A 20,207-nucleotide genomic window follows, 5' to 3' on the forward strand; every position below is an offset into this window, starting at 1 on the left:
CCGGATTGAACCGGAGGCGCAGCAGGTCAGCGGAACGGGTGATTGGTTTAGGCCTGCGCGTCCCGGACCGCGCGGTTGACGGCCGAAATGACGGCCTTCAGCGAGGACGTGGTGGTATTGGAGTCAATGCCGACGCCCCACAGCACCCGCTCGCCGACAGCGCACTCAACGTACGCGGCAGCACGGGCATTGCCACCTTCAGAGAGCGCGTGCTCACTGTAGTCCAGGACCCGAACGTCCACGCCGTCCTGGCCGAGGATCGACAGCAGCGCCGCGATCGGGCCGTTGCCGGAGCCGGTGCGGCGGATCTGGACGCCGTCCACGGTGACCGACGCGTGCAGGGTCATGGCGCCGTCGTCGTCCGTTTCCGTGCTGAACGAACCCAGCGAATAACGGCCCCACTGGCCGTCCTCCTTGCTGGAGGGCAGGTACTCGTCCTGGAAGAGCTGCCAGAGCTGGGCGCCGCTGACCTCGCCGCCCACGGTGTCCGTCTGCTTCTGGATCACGCCGGAGAACTCGATCTGCGCACGGCGCGGCAGGTCCAGGCTGTGCTCGTTCTTCAGCAGGTACGCCACGCCGCCCTTGCCGGACTGCGAGTTGACCCGGATGACGGCTTCGTAGCTGCGGCCCAGGTCCTTGGGGTCAACCGGCAGGTACGGAACCTGCCAGGTGAAGTCAGCGACATCCTTGCCTGCGGCCGCGGCGTCCTTCTCGAGCGCTTCGAAGCCCTTCTTGATGGCGTCCTGGTGGGAGCCGGAGAACGCCGTGAAGACGAGGTCGCCGCCGTACGGCGAACGCTCCGCGACCGGCAGCTGGTTGCAGTACTCCACGGTGCGGCGGACGTCGTCGATATCGGAGAAGTCGATCATGGGATCGACGCCCTGGACGAACATGTTCAGGCCCAGGGTGACCAGGTCCACGTTCCCGGTCCGCTCGCCGTTGCCGAACAGGCAGCCTTCAATGCGGTCCGCGCCGGCGAGGTAGCCCAGCTCGGCGGCGGCAACGCCGGTGCCGCGGTCGTTATGCGGGTGCAGGGAGAGGATGATGCCCTCGCGGGGGTGCAGGTGGCGGCTCATCCACTCGATGGAGTCGGCGTAGACATTGGGGGTGGCCATTTCGACCGTGGCCGGCAGGTTGATGATGACCTGGCTGTCGGCGGAAGCCTCGAAGACATCAGCCACTGCGTTGCAGACGCGGACCGCGTATTCGAGTTCCGTTCCGGTGAACGATTCCGGCGAGTACTCGTACGTGACGTGCGTGTCCGCCAGCGTTTCCTCATACTTCTTGCACAGGCGTGCGCCCTGGAGCGCGATGTCCAGGATGCCGTCCTCATCCTGGTTGAAAACCACGCGGCGCTGCAGGACCGACGTCGAGTTGTACAGGTGGACGATGGCCTGCTTGGCGCCGACCAGGGATTCGTAGGTCCGCTCGATCAGGTGCTCACGGGCCTGCGTCAGCACCTGGATGGTGACGTCATCCGGAATGTGGTTGCCCTCAATCAGCTGGCGGACGAAGTCGAAGTCGGTCTGCGAGGCGGACGGGAAGCCGACCTCGATCTCCTTGTAACCCATGCGGACCAGCAGGTCGAACATCTTCATCTTGCGGGCCGGGCTCATGGGGTCGATCAGGGCCTGGTTGCCGTCCCTGAGGTCCACGGCGCACCAGCGCGGGGCCTTGGTGATGACTTTGTCCGGCCAGGTCCGGTCCGGCAGTTCAACATTGATCTGGTCCTGGAACGGGACGTAGCGGTGGACCGGCATTCCTGAGGGCTTCTGTGCGTTTCGCATTACAATCGGGGCCTTTTCTGTGGTTCCTGTTTGAAAGGTGGCCGGGCAACACAAACTCCGCGACGAGGGTGGGCCTTGCGCTAGATCGCGTCTGAGGCCTCGCCGCGGCAGCTAAGAAGAAGCAGTTCTGCGCGCACCATTTCACAGTAACACGGGTGCGTAAGATGAAGGAGCAACACCTCCAGCAACGTCCACTATGCAGACGCTGCCACCGGTGCCAGCGCCGGAGGCAGCCCTCACCTGAAGGAGCACTTGTGCCAAACTCGGGGATCGACCTGTCCAATATCGACCACAGCGTGCGGCCGCAGGATGACCTGTACCAGCACATCAACGGCGCGTGGCTGAAGAGCACGACCATCCCGGACGACCGGCCCCTTGAAGGCACCTTCACGGCCTTGCGGGACGGTTCCGAGCTGGCGGTCAGGGAAATCATCGAAGAAGCCGCCGGGCGAGGCGAGGACGCCACCGGCATCGAGCGGAAGGTCGGCGACCTCTACAACAGCTTCATGGATGAGGAAACCGTCGAAGCCAAAGGCATGGACCCCATCCGGGAACGGCTTGCCGCAGTGTTCGCCACAACCTCCCCCCGGGACGTCATCGAACTTGCCGGGAGGCTGTTCCGCTCCGACGTGTCCGGGCTTTTCTACATCTACCCTGCCCCCGATGCCGGAAACCCGGACCGGATCCTGCTGTACACCGGCCAGGGCGGCCTCGGCCTGCCGGACGAGTCCTATTACCGTGAAGAAAAATTCGCCCCGATGGTCAAGGCCTACGGCGAACACGTGCGGACCATGCTCAGCCTCGCGGGCACAGCCGATCCCGAGGGTGCGGCGGAGCGCGTGGTCGGGCTGGAAACGGCCCTGGCCGCGCACCACTGGGACAACGTCACTTTGCGGGATCCGCAGAAAACGTACAACCTGAAGTCCGCTGTGGAGGCCGTAGAGCTTTTCCCGCTGATGGACGCCTGGTTCGAGGCCGCCGGAATCACACCGGAAAAGCGCGAGGAGTTGGTGGTCAGCACGCCTGATTTCTTCGCCGGGGCGGCGGGCCTGCTCGATTCGGAACCTCTGGCTGCCTGGCAGGACTGGCTGGCCATGCGCGTGGTCGGCTCCGCGGCCCCCTACCTCTCCTCCGAATTCGTGGATGCGAACTTCGCCTTTTACGGCACCACCATCAGCGGAACGCCGCGCAACAAGGACCGCTGGAAGCGCGGAGTCGCCGTCGTAGAAGCTTCCCTGGGCGAGGCTGTCGGCCAGATCTACGTCTCCCGGCACTTTCCCGAAACCCATAAGGCGCACATGCAAAAGCTGGTGGCCAACCTCATCGAGGCGTACCGGCAAAGCATCACCGGCCTGGCCTGGATGGGCGAGGACACCAAGCTCGAGGCCCTGAAGAAACTCGACGCGTTCCGGGCCAAAATCGGTTACCCCGATGAGTGGATCGACTACTCCGCAGTCGAGATCGACCCGTCCGACCTGCTGGGGAACGTCGAGCGGGCCCACAACGCCGACGTCGACCGGCACCTCGACGAGGTCGGCAAGCCGGTTGACCGGAACAAGTGGCTGATGACGCCGCAGACCGTCAATGCGTACTACCACCCGCTGCTCAACGAGATCGTTTTCCCGGCGGCAATCCTCCAGGCGCCGTTCTTCACGGCGGACGCCGACGATGCCGTCAATTACGGCGGCATCGGCGCCGTAATCGGGCATGAGATCGGCCACGGCTTCGATGACCAGGGATCGCAGTTCGACGGCGGGGGCGCCCTCCGCAACTGGTGGACCGAGGATGACCGGAAAGCCTTCGAGGCCCTGACGTCCAGGCTGGTAGCACAGTTCGACGCGTTGTCACCCACCGCAGCGCCCGGCCACCACGTCAACGGCAAGCTCACGCTCGGCGAAAACATCGGCGACCTGGGCGGACTCACCATCGCGTACAAGGCGTACCTGATCAGCCTTGACGGCGCGGAACCGCCGGTGCTGGACGGTCTGACCGGGCAGCAGCGGTTCTTCGCGTCCTGGGCTGCCGGCTGGCGGCAGGTGATCCGGAACGAAGAGGCCATCCGCAGGCTTGCCACGGACCCGCACTCCCCCAACGAGTTCCGCACCAATGCCATAGCCAGCAACCTGGATGCCTTCCATGAAGCATTCGGCGTGGCGGAGCAGGACGGAATGTGGCTGCCCGCCGGAGAGCGCGTCAGCATCTGGTAACGGACGGAAAGCGAAAGGCCTGCGGGTCCAGCCACAGAAAGTGGCCGGCCCCGCAGGCCTTCAGTTTTTTACGGACACCGCTAGCGGGTGATCAGCTCCGGATTGGCCTGCTGGCAGACGGCGTCCCCGGCCGTCTGGTTGACGATGTCGGTCGGGAGGGCCACGCCCATCTTCGTGCCGGACATGAAGTCCGCACCGAGGTAGACCTGCACACCGCTGACTCCGGCTGCGGGAAGGACCTGCGTGGACGGAATTTCCATCAATGCCGCGACGTCCGCTGCAACGTCCTCAAAGCCCGGTGCGTAGTAGACCGCAGTCTTCTCGACCGGCTGGGCCACGAGCTCAGCCACCTGGGTGAAGCCGCCGGCAATGATCGCCTGGGTGATTTCCTGGGCGCGTGCCGGAACTCCCGTTCCGTTCGCCACGGTGACCGGCTGCATTGCCTTGTCGTATGCGGGCGGCGCGGGCTCGGTCGGTGTCGACGGCGCGGGCGCCGACTCGCTCGGTTCGGGCGTGGGGCTCGGGGTTGCCGTCGGGTCGGTCAGGTCAACGTCCTTGCGCAGTGCAGCGAAGAGCTGGGACCCCGCCGGCTCGGCAACGGCCAGCCTGTTGGGGTCGGCTGGCGCCGGGGTGGTGGGTACGGCCACAAACGCCACCTTGCTGATGTCGATGTTCTTGAGCCGGTTGCCGATGGTCAGCAGCGAGGGGACCGAGGCCAGACCGTCATCCACGGTGAGGTTCTGCGTCACGACGTCGGCGATCTTCAGCATCTTCTGCGGATCGGACAACGTGCCGTCATCCTTGATCTTCCGGGTAAGGGAAGACAGGAAGCCCTGCTGCGCCTTGATCCGGCCCAAGTCGCCGCCGTCCGCGAAGGCGTGCCTGGTCCGCAGGAACGCCAGCGCCTGTTCGCCCTGCACCTGCGAGTTCCCGGCGGGGAGGCGGAGGCGGGAGTCGGGGTCGTAGACGGCGTCGCTGATGCAGACTTCCACGCCACCCACGGCGTTGGAGAGCTCCTTGACGGCGTTGAAGTCCGCCATCATGAAGTGGTCGATTTCCAGCCCCGTGATTTTGTTCACGGTGTCTACGGCACAGCCGATCCCGGCCTGCTTCATCGCTTCGTTGATCATCACGCCGCTCTGGGCAGGGAACACCTCTTTGGTCTTCTGGTCGGTGCATTCCGGGATGTCCACCAGCAGGTCCCGCGGGAAGCTAATGACGCTGACCCGCTGGTTGTCCGCCGAGATGTCCATCATCATCATGACGTCCGACTGGCCGTAGCCGGTGGAATCCTCCGTGGTGCCGTATTCGGAGTTCTTACCGTCCCGGGTGTCCGAGCCCAGGATCAGGATCTGCATCCTGTCCCGGGAGTCATTGACCGGATCTTCCGTCCGGCTGCTGCCGGCGCCCAGGGGCGCCTTGCTGATGTTCATCTGGAAACGGACCACCCAGAAGGCGGCGAAAGCCAGGCCGCCCACCAGGACAAGGGCCAGGACGGCGGTTGCCACCTTGAGCCAGGCAGGTTTGCCGCGCATTGCGCCCAAGTGCCGGGCAGGGCCCATTGCCTTGTTGTCCGAGTGCCGGGCGGCGGCGTCGGACACCGGCGAACCAGCGCCTTGTCCGGGTGTGTCTCGGCGTCGCACCACGTGGTGATACCTTCCTCTAAAAAACGGGGTTCGGTCCATTTTAGTGGCCGAGACTGGGAGATTGCCCGATGCCCCGGGACAGCAGGCTGCAGGGCGGGCCGCCGGGCACGCCATAGACGGTGGACGGCGGGGCTGTCGGCGGGTTGTCGGGAACCGCCGTGCAGGCTAAAAACCGAGCTTTACCAGCTGCTTCGGATCCCGCTGCCAGTCCTTGGCTACCTTGACGTGCAAGTCGAGGTAGATGCGCGTCCCCAAAAGCGCTTCGATCCCCTTGCGCGCATTGGTGCCGACCTCCCTCAGCCGGGCGCCTCCCTTGCCGATGATGATGGCCTTCTGGGACGGCCGTTCGACGTAGAGGTTGACCCGGACATCAAGGAACGGACTGTCTTCGGGCCGGCCCTCACGGGGCACGATCTCCTCAACCACAACGGCGAGGGAGTGCGGAAGCTCGTCCCGGACGCCCTCCAGGGCGGCTTCACGGATCAGCTCGGCCACCATAACGGCTTCGGGCTCGTCCGTCAGGTGCCCGTCCGGATACAGGGGCTGCGACGGCGGCATGTGGCTGATGAGGACATCCGCCACTGTACCCACCTGGAAACCGTCCGTGGCGGAGACCGGAACAATGTCCTTCCACCCGTCTTCGCCGAGGACTTCGCGGCCGAGGGCGGCAACCGCAAGCAATTGCTCGGTCAGCGCCTGCCGGTCCACAAGGTCGGCCTTGGTGACGATGGCGATGATGGGCTTGTTGCCGACGGCGGCCAGCTGGGCGGCAATGAAGCGGTCACCAGGGCCGATCTTTTCGTTGGCAGGCAGGCAGAAGCCGATGGCGTCCACCTCGGACAAGGTGTCGGCAACAAGGTCGTTGAGCCGCTTGCCGAGCAGCGTCCGGGGCCGGTGCAGACCCGGAGTGTCAACAAGGATCAGCTGGGCGTCATCCCGGTGGACGATCCCCCTGATGGTGTGGCGTGTGGTCTGCGGCTTCGCCGAGGTGATGGCAACTTTCTTGCCCACCAGCGCGTTCGTCAGTGTGGACTTTCCGGCGTTGGGCCTGCCCACGAGGATCGAAAATCCGGCACGGAAGCCGCCAAAGGCCTCGCCGCCGTCCGCTTTATTCTGCTTGCTCACGTGGAACTCCCTGTTGCGTTGTTTCGGCCTCGTCGAGTAGGTCTTCAAGGTCAGTTTCTTCTGGAACGGCGCCCTTTGCAACGGGCGCCGCGATGATATGGCTGACCCTGTTGCGGCGGCCTTCCAGGCGCTCGGCCCGCAGTGAGACGCCGTGAACCTCAACGGTGCTCCCGACGATGGGAACCCTGCCGAGGGCTTTGGCCAGCAGGCCGCCAACGGTGTCCACTTCGTCGTCGTCGAGTTCCATATCAAAAAGCTCGCCGAGGTCATCAATGCTCATCCGCGCACTGACGCGGTAGCTGCCGTCACCCAGCGCAACGGCTTCCGCGCTCTCGGTGTCGTATTCATCCACGATCTCGCCGACGATCTCCTCGATGAGGTCCTCGAGCGTGACCAGGCCCGCCGTGCCGCCGTATTCGTCGATCACAATGGCCACATGCGTGGATTCCTTCTGCAGTTCGCGGAGCAGGTCACTGACCTGCTTGGACTCCGGAACGTAGCGGACTTCGCGGGCAAGCTCATCCACGATGGGCGGTTCCTCGCCCGGGCCGAGGCTGTGCAGGGCAGCGGCAACATCCTTGAGGTACACGATGCCCAGGATCTGGTCCGTGTTATCGCCGATGACCGGGATCCGCGAGTACCCCGACCGCAGGAAGAGGGACATGGCACGGTGCAGGCTCGAGCCGGCATCAATGCTGAGGATGTCCGTTCGGGGCACCATCACGGCCCGGACCAGCGTGTCGCCGAAGTCGAACACCGACTGGATCAGCTCGGCTTCGTTGTCCTCGATCATGTCCGATTCCGTGGCGCGGTCCACCAGTTCGCGGAATTCCTCTTCGCTGAAGGAGGCCTCATCGCCGCCGCGGGCGCCCGGAGCCACCGCACTCCCCAAGGCCACGAGCCACCCCGGAATGGGGCCAAGCACCCAGCACAGGAAGCGGATGACCGGTGCAGTGAACCCGGCGACACCGGCGGCGTGGGCGCGGCCCAGCTGCCGCGGTGAAACCCCCACGATCACGAAGCCTACGAGGGCCATGATTCCGGTGGCGGCCAGCCCGGCAAGCCACACACTGTCCAACAGGCTGTGCAGGAGGACGGCAACCGCCACGGCGGATGCCATTTCGAACCAGATCCGCCAGAACCTCAGGGAGCGCATGTGCGAAACCGGATGGTCCAGGATGCGTTTCAGGGCCTGGCCGTTGCCTCGAAGCATGGCTTCTTCGGCGTCGTGGCGGGGCAGGAAGTTAAACGCGGATTCAGCCGCTGTCAGCAGGGCGGCGAAACTGAGGAAAACCAGCGCCATGCCGACAAGGATCAGTGGGGTCACTGAATCGTCTCTGACGGGGCTTCTTTACCCGTGAAGCCTTCAAGCAGTTCCCGCTGGAGGCCGAACATCTCTTCTTTTTCCTCGGGATCAGCATGGTCGTAGCCCAGCAGATGAAGAATTCCGTGCGTCGTGAGCAGCAGCATCTCGTCCTGGGTGGAATGTCCGGCGTTCCTGGCCTGGACCTCCGCCACCTGCGGGCACACGGCAATGTCGCCGAGCATGCCCTGGGGCGTCGGCTTGTCCGGTGTGCCCGGAGTCAGTTCGTCCATGGGAACGGACAGAACGTCGGTGGCGCCGGGCTCGTCCATCAGTTCAATGTGGAGCTTTTCCATAGCGGGTTCGTCCACCAGGAGGATGGACAGCTCGGCCTGGGGATGGATGTACAGGCGTTCGAACACGAACCGGGCCAACGCAACCAGCTGGGCTTCATCAACCTGGACGCCGGATTCGTTGTTTACTTCGATGCTCATGCGTGCTCTCCCCGCTTCTCCCGGGTCACGGAATGCTTGACCCGGTTCCTCTGTGCCTCGTCCCAAATGCCGTACGCGTTGACGATGTCTCCGACGAGCCGGTGGCGGACCACGTCCGAGGCATCCAAAACGCTGAAGTTCACGTCATCGATGCCCTGCAGGATTTCCTCCACGATCCGGAGCCCGGAACGGGTACCGAAGGGCAGGTCCACCTGCGTGACGTCCCCGGTGACCACCATTTTGGAGCCGAACCCGAGCCGCGTCAGGAACATCTTCATCTGTTCCGGAGTGGTGTTCTGGGCCTCGTCGAGGATGATGAACGCATCGTTGAGGGTGCGGCCGCGCATGTAGGCCAGCGGGGCCACTTCGATGGTGCCCGCCGCCATCAGCCGCGGAATGGACTCGGGATCCATCATGTCGTGGAGGGCGTCGTAGAGCGGCCTCAGGTACGGGTCGATCTTGTCGCTGAGGGTCCCGGGCAGGAAGCCCAGCCGTTCGCCGGCCTCAACAGCGGGCCGCGTGAGGATGATGCGGCTGACTTCCTTCTGCTGCAGGGCCTGGACTGCTTTCGCCATGGCAAGGAAGGTCTTGCCGGTACCGGCAGGACCGATTCCGAAGATCACAGTGTTGGCGTCGATCGCGTCCACATAGTTCTTCTGGTTCAGCGTTTTGGGCCGGATCGTCTTGCCGCGGCTGGAAAGGATGTTGTAGGTCAGCACCTCAACCGGGTTTTGGAGCGACTGGCTCCGCAGCATGACCGCCAGCTGTTGGAGTACCGCCGGATTGATGACTGTGCCCCGGTCAACGAGCCCGCGCACTTCATGGAGCAGACGCATGATCCGGGGAACATCCGCAGCGGGGCCGCTGATGGCCAGTTCGTTGCCGCGGACGTGGAAGTCCACTGCCGGGAACTGTTCCTCAATGAAACGGAGGGCCTCGTCGTGGCTGCCCAGGGACTGGACCATCTGCTCGGAGTTGTCAAAGATGACCACCTCCGTCCGGACACCGGGAAGACTATGGGGAAATTCACCTGTGGTGCGCTCACCGGCGCTGAACCGGGGCCTTCCGTTTGTTGCTTCAGTCATGGTGCCGGCCTGCGGGCCTCTGGTCCCCTCCAGTTAGGAAATGTGTCTCTCCACCTGGTCAGTTCGCCTTCGCTGCTTTCAGCGTCGGGCTCCGTGCCGGGCCGAGTCCTTATATCTTACGCCAGTGCGCCGTGCGGGGGCCGCGGAGCACGGCAGTCCGGCGTTCCGTCCGCGACCCTTTCGTTGCAGGTTCCCGTAATTAGGTATCAACTTCGTATCGGCCTCATATCGTTCCCGTTGCAGTTCGGCTGACCGTCCGCAAACGCCGCTGGGGCCCGGGGACTCCGTGTAATGCTGGAATCCAATGCAGCTGCGACACAAAGCAGACTGCGGCACACACACGATTACACGGACAGGGCGGAGGAACCCGGAAACACTATGGAGACCTGGAATCCACGACGCCGGAGGACAGCGGGAGGCAGTCGGACACGTTCCGCAGCCCTCTTGTTCGTGCTGCCCGCCGCCATGGTGCTCTCCGCCTGTGTGGCCACTCCGCAGCCCTCCGCAACAACCGCGGTCAGCACGCCACAGTCCATGACCGGATCCGCCACCGCCGGAGTTCCGAGCACGAGCGCACCGCTGGAAACCACGCAGGCTTCGAACAAGGCGCCTGTGTACTGGATCGGCCGCAGCAACGAAAACGTATTCCTCTACCGTGAATTCCGGGACGTCGCCGAGCAGGAAAACCCTGTTACCCGGGCGTTGCGTTCGATGATGTCCCAGAAGCCGCTGGATCCGGATTTCTTCACTCCGTGGCAGAACCCGAAGAAGCTTGCCACCTCAATCTCCGGCAAGAACGTCATCACGGTGGATGTCTCACCGGATGCCTTCAACAGCAACCTCGACGAGGACATGGCCAAGCGGGCCATTCAGCAGCTGGTCTACACAGCGACCGCCGCCGGTGCCAGCTCGGGGCTGGTGGACTCCGGCCAGCAGATCCAGGTGGTGATCCTGGTCGACGGACACACGGATTACCTCGCGTTCAACCACGTCAGGCTTGGTTCGCCCACGCCCCGCGGCGCAGGCATGGTGGCCCCGGTCTGGATCATCGATCCCCAGGAAGGCGTGGGCGTTGCTGACGGCAGCGTGAAAATCAGCGGACGGAGCACGCTCCCGGGGGGCAAGCTCCGGTGGAAGATCCTGAAAGTTGAAAACAGCAGCGACAAGGCGGCGTACCTGAGCGGCGACGTCACCGCCTCGGCAGAGGCGGCGCAGTCCGGGCTGTTTTCCCTGAACGTCAACCTCGCACCGGGAAACTACGAGGTCCGCGTCTCCCAGATCGACCCCGGGACGCCCGATCGTGAAATGAACGTGGACACCCGCGGCTTCATTGTTGAATAACGGCTGACCGCCTCAGCGCAATAGCTCTGGGACAGCGGACGGCCTACCAGCGCCCGAGGATGTCGCTGGCGAGCACCGTAGCGGCGGGTCCCGCCGTGGATGACCGGAGTACGTGATGGCCGAGCAGCGCCGTCACCGCACCGGCGCTGCAGAGCCTGGTGACCTCCCGCGGACTGATTCCGCCTTCGGGCCCCACGATGAGCAGGATTTCGCGCGCCCCCGAAGCGCGGGTCCCGCCGTCGCCGTGGCTCCCGCCGTCGGAATCCCCGCCGTCGCGCCAGGCCTCCAATACCGCGCGAAGCGGCCGAACCGCATCCTCGTGGAGGATGATGGCCAGGTCCGCCGCGGACACGGCGGCCTGCAGCCCCGCACCGTCGACGGCGGCACGGACCTCGGGAATCCAGGCCCTGCGCGCTTGTTTGGCCGCCGCAGTCACCACGGACTGCCACTTGGCATGCGCCTTGGCGGCCCGCTCACCTTTCCACCGGACGATGGAGCGTTCCGATTGCCAGGGGATGACCGCATCGATTCCCAGTTCGGTGGCGGTCTCAGCGGCGAGTTCGTCGCGGTCACCCTTGGCCAGCGCCTGAACCAGGACCAGGCGAAGGTCCGGCCGCTCTTCGATTTCGAGCGACGTGCACTCCACGGTCAGCTCGCCCTGGCCGACGGCGGCGACTGTCCCGGTAAGCCTTTTGCCCGCGCCGTCGGCGATGTCAACGGACTCCCCTACGGAAATCCGCTTGACCGTGACGGCATGCCGGGCTTCGGCTCCCTGCAGGACGAACTGCGAACCGGGAGCCTGGTGGTCCAGTGCTCCCGGCGTTGCAAAAAAGACCGGGTTGCTCACCGCTACAGGTTACCGAGCCGGTCCCGCAGCTTTGCGAAGACACCGCCGCTGGCGGTGAGTTTCCCCTCGGTGTACTGCTCGCCCCGGAGTTTGGCCAGCTGCCGCAGGAGGTCTTCCTGCGCGGCATCCAGCTTGGCCGGGGTCTCGACCTGCAGATGGACCTTCAGGTCGCCGCGGCCGTAGCCCCGGAGATGGGTCACGCCGAGCCCGCGCAGGGTGATGACCTCACCGGACTGGGTACCGGCCTTGACGTCGATCTCCTGCTGGCCGTCGAACGTGTCCAGGCTGAGCTCGGTGCCGAGCGCAGCGGCAGTCATCGGGATGTGGAGGGTTGCGTGGAGGTCGTCGCCGTCACGCACGTAAGTGGCGTCATTGTTGACCCGGATCTCCACATACAGGTCGCCGGAGGGACCGCCGGCAGGACCGGCTTCGCCCTGGCCGCCAAGCTGGATGCGGGTTCCGGTGGCTACGCCGGCGGGGACCTTGACCGTCAATGAACGGCGGCTGCGGATGCGGCCCTGCCCGTTGCACTCGTTGCACGGGTCCTTGATGACGGTTCCGAAGCCTTCGCAGGAGCCGCAGGGGGCGGCTGTCATGACCTGGCCAAGAATGGAGCGGACGGCCCGCTGGACCTGGCCGCTGCCGCCGCAGATGTCACAGCGCTCGGGGTGGGTCCCGGGCTGGCAGCAGGAACCCTCGCAGGTGGGGCACGTTACGGCGGTGTCCACCTCAAGCTTCTTGTTGACGCCGAAGACGGCGTCGCGAAGATCGATGCGGACGCTGATGAGGGCGTCCTGGCCGCGGCGGACCCGTGAAGCGGGTCCGGCCGAGCCGCCCGCTCCGAAGAACGTGTCGAAGATGTCCTGGAAGGCGAAGCCCTGGCCCGAGTAGCCGGCACCGCCGAAGCCGTTGTCCGTGCCGTTCTCGTTGCCGGTGGTGTCGTAGACACGGCGTTTCTGCGGGTCGGACAGCACTTCATAGGCGTGCGTGACAGCCTTGAAGCGGTCCGAGGCATCCTCGCCGGGGTTAACGTCCGGGTGCAGGGTTCGCGCAAGCTTTCGGTAGGCTTTCTTGATCTCTTCGCCCGTCGCTTCGGGTGAGACTCCAAGAACGTCGTAGTGGCTGCTCAAAGTTCGTATCTCTTCCTGGTTGTACTGCCTGTGATGCTGCTGCCGCACCCCGTAAGCCGGGACACGGAGGCCTGGTTGGCTGATGAAGGACCGGTCAGGGTCCGAGGATCCTGGAAAGGTAGCGTGCCACGGCACGGACCGCGGCCATGGTGGTGGGATAGTCCATCCGGGTAGGGCCGAGGACGCCAACCTTGGCACTGGAGCCGGGGCCGTAGCCGGTAGCCACCACCGAGGCTTCGGTGAGTCCGTCGTACGGATTCTCGCGGCCGATGCTGACGGTGACGCCGCGGGGGTCCTCCGCCATTTCGCTGAGCAGGCGGAGCATGACCACCTGTTCTTCGAGTGCCTCAAGGACCGGGCCGATGCTCAGCGGGAAGTCAACATTGGATCGTGCGAGGTTGGCGGTTCCGGCCATGACCATCCGCTCCTCGCGGGTGCTGCTGGCCAGGGCGTCCAGGCCCCGGGCCAGCGCTTGGGCGGCGTGCCGGCGTGACGGTTCACACGCGGCGACGACGGCGGGCAGCGCCTGCGGGAGAAGGCTCAGCGGTGTGCCGGAAAGGCTCTTCAGGAACCGTGTGCGAAGGCCGCCGATGGCATCATCGCCGAGGTCCTGCCCGACGTCAATGACCCGCTGTTCGACTTTTCCGGTGTCCGCAATCAGCACGATCAGGACCTGTCGCGGCGCCAGCAGCACGAATTCGATGTGCCGCACCATGGCACGGCTAAGGTGTGGATACTGCACCACCGCCACCTGGTTCGTCAGCTGCGACAGCAGCCGCACAGTGCGTTCCAGGACATCGTCCAGGTCGTCCGACCCTTCCAGCAGCGTCTGGATGGCCCGCCGTTCTGCCTGCGACAGCGGCTTGACCGCGGAGATCTGGTCAACGAAGAGCCGGTAGCCCTTGTCCGTGGGGATGCGGCCGGCACTGGTATGCGGCGCCGTGATCAGGCCCTCGTCCTCCAGCGCTGCCATGTCGTTGCGGATGGTGGCACTGGAGACACCCAGATGGTGCCTTTCCACCAGCGCCTTGGAGCCCACGGGTTCGCGGGAATGGACGTAATCCTCCACGATGGCGCGCAGTACTTCAAGCTTGCGTGGTTCGCTCATTCTCCACCTCCGATCGGCTTTCCCGGGCCACGGCCCGGCATTGCGCCAGGCGCATATCCCGTCACCCGTTAGCACTCGTCATGTCTAAGTGCTAACCAGTCTAATATGAGTCGCCGCGTTGTTAGCATTGGTACCGCTCCGGGCGAAACTCCGGCGCGGAACCGGACGTGCAGATAAATGAAGGCACGGCCGCCCTGTTTCCTCCTCCTAGTGCAAGGCAGTGTGTATCGGATGTCGTACCAGAACTGGGGCCCGCAGGACATCACGGCTCCCCGGAAATCCGAGCTTCCCGAAGTTCCGGTCGAGCGCGGCATGGTGCTCGAAGACGTGCAGTCGGGCTGGGTCGGCGCTGTCACCAGGGTGGAGAAGTCGGGCGGCATGCATGTTGTGGCCCTTGAGGACCGGCGCGGCAAGTCGCGCACGTTCCGCCTTGGCTACGGCTTCCTCCTGGAGGGCCTGCCCATCCGGTTGATGCCGCCTGCTCCCCGCGCGCAGGCAGCCCCGGCCGGATCCACCCGGACGGCCTCCGGTTCCGTTCGCGTCGCCGGCCAGCGCGCCCAGGTGGCCAAGGCAAGCCGCATCTGGGTGGAAGGCAAGCACGACGCCGAGCTCGTCGAAAAGGTCTGGGGCGATGACCTCCGGGTGGAGGGCATCGTCGTCGAACCTTTGCACGGCATCGACGACCTCACAGCGGCGGTTGCCGCGTTCCGGCCCGGCCCCGGCCGGCGGCTGGGAGTCCTGGTGGACCACCTCGTTGCCGATTCAAAGGAGTCGCGGATCGCCGACGCCGTCATGGCGTCCCCTGGTGCCGCCGGCAACGTCCTGATAGTGGGCCATCCCTACGTGGACGTGTGGCAGGCGATCCGGCCCGCGGTGCTCGGCATTGACGCCTGGCCCGTTATTCCGCGGGGCCTGGACTGGAAGACCGGCATCCTGACGGCATTCGGCTGGCCCCACGAAACGAAGGAAGACATTGGCCTGGGCTGGCAGAAACTGCTGGGGGCCGTCCGCAGCTACGCAGACCTGGAACCGTCCCTGCTGGGCCGGGTGGAAGAGGTCATTGACTTCCTCACTGTGCCATAGGCGGAGGTTCACTGCGCCGCGGGCGGCTGTTGGACTCTCCGAATGCACCCCGGACCCAGTATTCTTGATACGGCGGTTGTTGCTGTTGCTTTGGCAGCGTCCGCTATTCCGGGAACCACCGCACCACCGCAATCCGAAGGACGACACTGTGGCAGAAGACGCACGTGAACAAAGGGACAACCAGGCCGGCCATGGCCAGCCCCAGTATCATGGTGTCCCCGCCAATGCACTGCCGCTGACGGCCAACGAAGACCGGCAGTGGGCAACCCTTGCCCACTTCGGCGGCATCCTTGGATGTGTCCCGTCCCTGCTGATCTACCTGATCTTCAAGGAGCGCGGTCCCTTCACGGCGCAGGAATCCAAGGAAGCGTTGAACTTCACCCTGCCGCCCACGATCGCTGCCGTCATCTGCAACATCCTTGTGATGCTTCCGGTAGTGGGAAACATCTTCGCGGTACTGGCCACGCTGATCTGGATCGCCGTGACCTGCTTCTCGGTGGCCGCCGGCATCCATGTGAACCGGGGCCAGCCGCACCGGTACGACTTCAACCTGCGCTGGATCAAGTAAGCAGCCGGACCGGGCCCGGCAGGTTCAGTCCGGGAGGATCCTTCTGACCACGGCGTCGGCGAGGAGCCTGCCTTTGAGCGTGAGGACGAGCCGGCCCTTGAACGCCAGGGCGGGGTCCACCAGGCCATCGGCGATCAGCCCTGCGACGGCGTGCCGTCCCGACATTCCCAGCGCGGCAACCTCGAGGCCGCTACTGAGCCTGGCTTCCAGCATGACCCGCTCAACGTTCCGGGTTTCGGCGTCGAGCGTTTCCCTGCCTGCTGCCGGCGACGCGCCGCCGGCGAGCCTGCCCGCGTAGGCGGTGGGGTGCTTAACGTTCCACCAGCGGACTCCGCCGACGTGCGAATGCGCGCCGGGGCCGATCCCCCACCAGTCATCGCCCCGCCAGTAAGCCAGGTTGTGCCGGCAGGCCTGCTCCGGGGTGCGCGACCAGTTGCTGACCTCGTACCAGCCGAGGCCGGCGGCGCTGATGAGTTCGTCCGCGAGTTCGTACTTGTCGGCATGGTCGTCGTCGTCGATTCCGGGAACTTCGCCGCGGCGGATCTGGGCGGCCAGCTTGGTGCCGTCCTCCACAATCAGCGCGTAGGCACTGATGTGGTCCGGCCCGTAGGACAGGGCGGTTTCGAGTGAGTACCGCCAGTCCTCCAGGGACTCGCCCGGGGTGCCGTAGATGAGGTCCAGGCTGACCGCGAGGCCCGCGTCCCGCGCCCACTGCACCACCTGCGGCACGCGGCTGGGCGTGTGAGTGCGGTCGAGCACCTTCAGCACATGCGGGACGGCGGACTGCATGCCGAAGGACACACGCGTGAAGCCTGCGTCAGCCAGCAGCTGGAGGGACTCCGGGGTTACCGAATCCGGATTGGCTTCGGTGGTGACTTCGGCTCCGGGCTCCAGCCCCCATTCCCTTACCGACGCCGTGAGGATGCGGGCCAGGTCCTCGGCGGGCAGCAGCGTGGGCGTGCCCCCGCCGAAAAAGACCGTGCCCAGCCGGCGGTCAGGCAGTCCGCTGGCTTTCAGTGCCTTGGCGGCAAACTCGACCTCGGCGATGGCCGTGGAGGCATAGGCGTCCTGGGACGCCCCGCCGCCGAGTTCCGTGGCCGTGTAGGTATTGAAGTCGCAGTAGCCGCAGCGGACAGCGCAGAAGGGGATGTGGACGTACAGCCCGAATCCCCTGCCGGCAGCGCCGTCGGCAGCCTGCGCGGGAAGCAGGCCGTCCGACGGCGCGGGGTCGCCGAGGGGTAGGACGCTAGGCATTGCTGCGGCCTCCGGAGGTTTGGGCCACGGTCATCACTACTTCTTGGCCTTGTCCTTGGATTCGTCCGTGGTGAGGGCTGCGATGAACGCCTCCTGCGGCACTTCCACGCGGCCCACCATCTTCATGCGCTTCTTGCCTTCCTTCTGCTTTTCCAGAAGTTTGCGCTTACGGGAGATATCGCCGCCGTAGCATTTGGCCAGGACGTCCTTGCGGATGGCGCGGATGCTTTCACGGGCGATGATCCGGGAGCCGATGGCGGCCTGGATGGGAACCTCGAACTGCTGGCGGGGGATGAGCTCGCGCAGCTTGCCGGTCATCATCACACCGTAGGCGTAGGCCTTGTCCCGGTGCGTGATGGCGCTGAAGGCATCCACCTGTTCGCCCTGGAGCATGATGTCAACCTTCACCAGGTCGGCAACCTGGTCGCCGTCGGCCTTCCAGTCAAGCGAGCCATAGCCGCGGGTCTTGGACTTGAGGATGTCGAAGAAGTCGAAGACGATTTCGGCCAGCGGCAGGCGGTACCGGATTTCCACCCGGTCCTCGGACAGGTAGTCCATGCCGCCCATAACGCCGCGGCGGCTCTGGCACAGTTCCATGATGGCTCCGACAAAGTCGTTCGGCGCCAGGATGGTGGCGGACACCATCGGCTCCCGGACCTCGGCGACCTTGCCGGTGGGGTATTCGCTGGGGTTGGTGACATGGACAACCTTCTTGTCCTCCAGTGTCACCTCGTATTCCACGTTGGGGGCTGTGGAGATCAGGTCCAGGTTGTACTCTCGTTCGAGCCGTTCACGGGTGATTTCGAGGTGCAGCAGTCCCAGGAAGCCCACACGGAAGCCGAAGCCCAGGGCGGCCGAGGTTTCCGGCTCGTAAATGAGTGCGGCGTCGTTGAGCATCAGCTTCTCCAGCGCATCGCGGAGCACCGGGTAGTCGGTGCCGTCCAGCGGGTAGAGGCCGGAGAAGACCATCGGCTTGGCATCCGCATAGCCCGGCAGGGACTTTGCGGCAGGCTTGGCCAGGTTGGTGACGGTGTCGCCCACCTTGGACTGGCGGACGTCCTTCACACCGGTGATCAGGTAGCCCACCTCGCCGACACCTAGGCCCTTGGATGGCGTGGGTTCCGGGGAGCTCACGCCGATTTCGAGGAGTTCGTGCGTGGCGCGGGTGGACATCATCTGGATCCGCTCACGCGGGTGCAGCATGCCGTCAACAACGCGGACGTAGGTGACCACACCGCGGTACGTGTCGTACACGGAGTCGAAAATCATGGCACGGGCTGGAGCGTTGGCGTCGCCCACCGGGGCGGGCAGGTCGCGCACGATCTTGTCCAGGAGGACCTCGACGCCGGCGCCGGTCTTACCGGAGACGCGCAGCACCTCGTCCGGGTCGCCGCCGATCAGGCTGGCGAGCTCCGCCGCGTACTTCTCGGGCTGGGCCGCGGGAAGGTCGATCTTGTTCAGGACCGGAATGATGGTGAGGTTGTTCTCCATGGCCAGGTACAGGTTGGCGAGGGTCTGGGCCTCGATGCCCTGGGCCGCGTCCACAAGCAGCACTGCGCCCTCGCAGGCAGCAAGCGAACGGGAGACCTCGTAGGTGAAGTCGACGTGGCCGGGGGTGTCGATCATGTTCAGGGCGTAGCTCGTGCCGTCAACTTCCCAGGGCATGCGGACAGCCTGGGACTTGATGGTGATGCCGCGCTCACGTTCGATATCCATGCGGTCCAGATACTGGGCCTTCATGTCGCGGGACTTAACGACGCCGGTGTACTGCAGCATGCGGTCGGCCAGAGTGGATTTACCGTGGTCAATGTGCGCAATGATGCAGAAGTTCCGGATGATGGCCGGATCTGTTGCGGCGGGCACCGGGGCGGTGCGGGCCATGGGAGACACGCAGGGTCCTTACTGTTGGCATTTCCGCGGCTGTGATCAGGATGGCCGAAGTCATCGCGGGACCTGCCGCACGTGGACTTCTAGTGTCCCACGTCCGGCCGCCTGTCAGTGCATCGTTTGCGTGCCCGGGTTTGCGTGCCCGGCATGTGACCACCACAAAGGTCTGCCCCGGCGGTCGCAGTATCGTTGCAGCATGGCACTGAACCTACGCTCCCTCGGCAAGGCCGTACGCGCCGCACTTCGTTTCCTGGAAGGGCGCCCGGCCAAGGATCATCCGGGCAATCAATCGCGAGCCCGCGGAACGCAGGGTGGCTCAACCCCGCTTCGCCCAACTCCGGGCAGCGCCCCGCAACCGCACGGGGCTGCCGGCGGGGCTGCCGTCGGAATCAGCGGAAAATATCCCGGCGACTTCAAGGGCGTCACGTGCGTGAAGTACGCCCCCTCCCCCAACGGCAAGCCGGAACCGGGTGAGGTGGTGTGGACGTGGGTCCCCTATGAGGAGGACCACTCCCAGGGGAAGGACCGGCCCGTGCTGCTGATTGGGAGCCGCGGACGGTATCTGCTCGGGCTGATGCTCACCAGTAAGGACCACGATCAGGACCGCCGCAAAGACGAAAGCTACGTGGACATCGGTACCGGCAGCTGGGACCGGCAGCGCCGGCCCAGCGAAGCGAAACTGGACCGCATCCTCCAGATCAGGCCGGGCGACATCCGCCGGGAAGGCGCCGTCCTTGACCGGAAGCGCTTTGACAGTGTTTCCTCGGCGCTCCGCGAGTTGCACGGCTGGAGCTGAGGGCGCCCCGCCGCAGGGTCGCGGGGGACAAGCGGAGATCAAGCGGCATTGCAGTGTGTCTGCTACTATTGACAGCTGTGTGTCCGTGCAGGTCGACGGCCACTGATGGTTGGCCGCCATAGGTATCCCCACGCCGCTCAGTCAATGGCCAACCTGAAAGCCCTCTAGACCATTTCCGCATTAAAAAGAGAGTTCACACGTGGCTAATATCAAGTCCCAGAAGAAGCGCATCCTCACCAACGAGAAGGCTCGCCTGCGCAACAACGCAGTCAAGTCCGAGCTGAAGACGGCCATCCGCGCCGTCAACACCGCCGTTGAGTCCACCGACAAGGATGCCGCTGCTACTGCGCTGGTTGCTGCAAGCCGAAAGCTGGATAAGGCTGTCAGCAAGGGCGTTCTTCACAAGAACAACGCTGCAAACCGCAAGTCGGCGATCTCCAAGAAGGTCAACGCACTCTAAGGTTTTCCAGTTCAACTGAACTGATGATCGTGGCCGGCACCCCTCGGGGTGCCGGCCACATCCATTTAACGGCTGCGTGCGCCTCT

The 20,207-nt window shown here is 65.0% G+C and carries 17 protein-coding genes; 6 read left to right on the forward strand and 11 right to left on the reverse strand.

Features of this window, described 5'->3' with window-relative positions:
* Positions 1–47: 47 nt before the first annotated feature.
* Positions 48–1,787, reverse strand: coding sequence for a 2-isopropylmalate synthase (gene leuA / locus J2S97_RS05440; protein WP_307047280.1), 1,740 nt, complete (start codon positions 1,785–1,787; stop codon positions 48–50).
* A 254-nt stretch (positions 1,788–2,041) separates the two neighbouring features.
* Here leuA and J2S97_RS05445 point away from each other — a divergent pair, with 254 nt between their 5' ends.
* Positions 2,042–3,994 carry a M13 family metallopeptidase gene (locus J2S97_RS05445; protein ID WP_307047281.1) on the forward strand — a complete coding sequence of 651 codons (1,953 nt, stop codon included), beginning with the start codon at positions 2,042–2,044 and terminating at the stop codon, positions 3,992–3,994.
* 80 nt (positions 3,995–4,074) lie between these two features.
* On the opposite strand, the gene J2S97_RS05450 is transcribed toward J2S97_RS05445, so the two are convergent.
* The 5 genes from J2S97_RS05450 to J2S97_RS05470 form a co-directional block, all read right to left on the reverse strand.
* Complete coding sequence (locus tag J2S97_RS05450) at positions 4,075–5,640, reverse strand: LCP family protein (protein ID WP_373460499.1); 1,566 nt, start codon at positions 5,638–5,640, stop codon at positions 4,075–4,077.
* 165 nt (positions 5,641–5,805) lie between these two features.
* Positions 5,806–6,765 (reverse strand): GTPase Era, encoded by a 960-nt coding sequence (gene era / locus J2S97_RS05455; protein ID WP_307047283.1) that lies wholly within the window; start codon positions 6,763–6,765, stop codon positions 5,806–5,808.
* Positions 6,749–8,092, reverse strand: coding sequence for a hemolysin family protein (locus J2S97_RS05460; protein WP_307047285.1), 1,344 nt, complete (start codon positions 8,090–8,092; stop codon positions 6,749–6,751). Before J2S97_RS05460 ends, era begins: the two co-directional genes overlap by 17 nt.
* The gene (gene ybeY / locus J2S97_RS05465; protein ID WP_307047286.1) at positions 8,089–8,562 is read right to left on the reverse strand and encodes an rRNA maturation RNase YbeY; all 474 of its coding nucleotides are present in this window, start codon (positions 8,560–8,562) and stop codon (positions 8,089–8,091) included. The genes J2S97_RS05460 and ybeY overlap by 4 nt, the downstream gene beginning before the upstream one ends.
* Positions 8,559–9,647, reverse strand: coding sequence for a PhoH family protein (locus J2S97_RS05470; RefSeq protein ID WP_307047288.1), 1,089 nt, complete (start codon positions 9,645–9,647; stop codon positions 8,559–8,561). Before J2S97_RS05470 ends, ybeY begins: the two co-directional genes overlap by 4 nt.
* Positions 9,648–10,025: 378 nt before the next feature.
* On the opposite strand from J2S97_RS05470, the gene J2S97_RS05475 reads away from it, so the two are divergent.
* The gene (locus J2S97_RS05475) at positions 10,026–10,988 is read left to right on the forward strand and encodes a GerMN domain-containing protein (protein WP_307047290.1); all 963 of its coding nucleotides are present in this window, start codon (positions 10,026–10,028) and stop codon (positions 10,986–10,988) included.
* Positions 10,989–11,031: 43 nt separating this feature from the next.
* Here J2S97_RS05475 and J2S97_RS05480 read toward each other — a convergent pair whose 3' ends face one another.
* The 3 genes from J2S97_RS05480 to hrcA form a co-directional block, all read right to left on the reverse strand.
* Entirely contained in the window at positions 11,032–11,835 is an 804-nt protein-coding gene (locus tag J2S97_RS05480; protein WP_307047292.1) for a 16S rRNA (uracil(1498)-N(3))-methyltransferase, read from the reverse strand.
* 2 nt (positions 11,836–11,837) lie between these two features.
* Positions 11,838–12,965, reverse strand: a complete 1,128-nt coding sequence (dnaJ, locus tag J2S97_RS05485) for a molecular chaperone DnaJ (protein WP_307047294.1) — start codon at positions 12,963–12,965, stop codon at positions 11,838–11,840.
* A gap of 94 nt (positions 12,966–13,059) precedes the next feature.
* Positions 13,060–14,073: a heat-inducible transcriptional repressor HrcA gene (gene hrcA, locus J2S97_RS05490; RefSeq protein ID WP_307047296.1), complete on the reverse strand. Its 1,014-nt coding sequence runs from the start codon at positions 14,071–14,073 to the stop codon at positions 13,060–13,062.
* 231 nt (positions 14,074–14,304) lie between these two features.
* Here hrcA and J2S97_RS05495 point away from each other — a divergent pair, with 231 nt between their 5' ends.
* Together J2S97_RS05495 and J2S97_RS05500 are read left to right on the forward strand one after the other, a co-directional pair.
* On the forward strand, positions 14,305–15,156 hold the full coding sequence (locus tag J2S97_RS05495; protein ID WP_307047298.1) for a DUF3097 domain-containing protein: 852 nt from the start codon (positions 14,305–14,307) through the stop codon (positions 15,154–15,156).
* Between the two features lie 148 nt (positions 15,157–15,304).
* Entirely contained in the window at positions 15,305–15,724 is a 420-nt protein-coding gene (locus J2S97_RS05500; RefSeq protein WP_307047300.1) for a DUF4870 domain-containing protein, read from the forward strand.
* A 24-nt stretch (positions 15,725–15,748) separates the two neighbouring features.
* On the opposite strand, the gene hemW is transcribed toward J2S97_RS05500, so the two are convergent.
* Complete coding sequence (gene hemW / locus J2S97_RS05505) at positions 15,749–16,978, reverse strand: radical SAM family heme chaperone HemW (protein WP_307047302.1); 1,230 nt, start codon at positions 16,976–16,978, stop codon at positions 15,749–15,751.
* A 36-nt stretch (positions 16,979–17,014) separates the two neighbouring features.
* Positions 17,015–18,868 (reverse strand): translation elongation factor 4, encoded by a 1,854-nt coding sequence (gene lepA, locus J2S97_RS05510; RefSeq protein WP_307047304.1) that lies wholly within the window; start codon positions 18,866–18,868, stop codon positions 17,015–17,017.
* A 193-nt stretch (positions 18,869–19,061) separates the two neighbouring features.
* Between lepA and J2S97_RS05515 the strand changes: the two genes are divergently transcribed.
* Together J2S97_RS05515 and rpsT are read left to right on the forward strand one after the other, a co-directional pair.
* The gene (locus J2S97_RS05515) at positions 19,062–19,661 is read left to right on the forward strand and encodes a type II toxin-antitoxin system PemK/MazF family toxin (protein ID WP_307047306.1); all 600 of its coding nucleotides are present in this window, start codon (positions 19,062–19,064) and stop codon (positions 19,659–19,661) included.
* A gap of 199 nt (positions 19,662–19,860) precedes the next feature.
* Positions 19,861–20,121: a 30S ribosomal protein S20 gene (gene rpsT, locus J2S97_RS05520; RefSeq protein ID WP_104044023.1), complete on the forward strand. Its 261-nt coding sequence runs from the start codon at positions 19,861–19,863 to the stop codon at positions 20,119–20,121.
* Positions 20,122–20,207: the final 86 nt, after the last annotated feature.

Origin of the sequence: Arthrobacter oryzae, from assembly GCF_030812315.1 — a bacterium.
Lineage (GTDB): Bacteria > Actinomycetota > Actinomycetes > Actinomycetales > Micrococcaceae > Arthrobacter > Arthrobacter oryzae_B.

What these genes read in the sequence shown, in the direction of transcription:
- leuA (WP_307047280.1), bottom strand. Translation starts at nt 1,787, where the DNA reads ATGCGAAACGCACAGAAGCCCTCAGGAATGCCGGTCCACCGCTACGTC.
- ybeY (WP_307047286.1), bottom strand. Translation starts at nt 8,562, where the DNA reads ATGAGCATCGAAGTAAACAACGAATCCGGCGTCCAGGTTGATGAAGCC.
- J2S97_RS05470 (WP_307047288.1), bottom strand. Translation starts at nt 9,647, where the DNA reads ATGACTGAAGCAACAAACGGAAGGCCCCGGTTCAGCGCCGGTGAGCGC.
- J2S97_RS05475 (WP_307047290.1), top strand. Translation starts at nt 10,026, where the DNA reads ATGGAGACCTGGAATCCACGACGCCGGAGGACAGCGGGAGGCAGTCGG.
- hrcA (WP_307047296.1), bottom strand. Translation starts at nt 14,073, where the DNA reads ATGAGCGAACCACGCAAGCTTGAAGTACTGCGCGCCATCGTGGAGGAT.
- J2S97_RS05495 (WP_307047298.1), top strand. Translation starts at nt 14,305, where the DNA reads ATGTCGTACCAGAACTGGGGCCCGCAGGACATCACGGCTCCCCGGAAA.
- hemW (WP_307047302.1), bottom strand. Translation starts at nt 16,978, where the DNA reads ATGCCTAGCGTCCTACCCCTCGGCGACCCCGCGCCGTCGGACGGCCTG.
- J2S97_RS05515 (WP_307047306.1), top strand. Translation starts at nt 19,062, where the DNA reads ATGGCACTGAACCTACGCTCCCTCGGCAAGGCCGTACGCGCCGCACTT.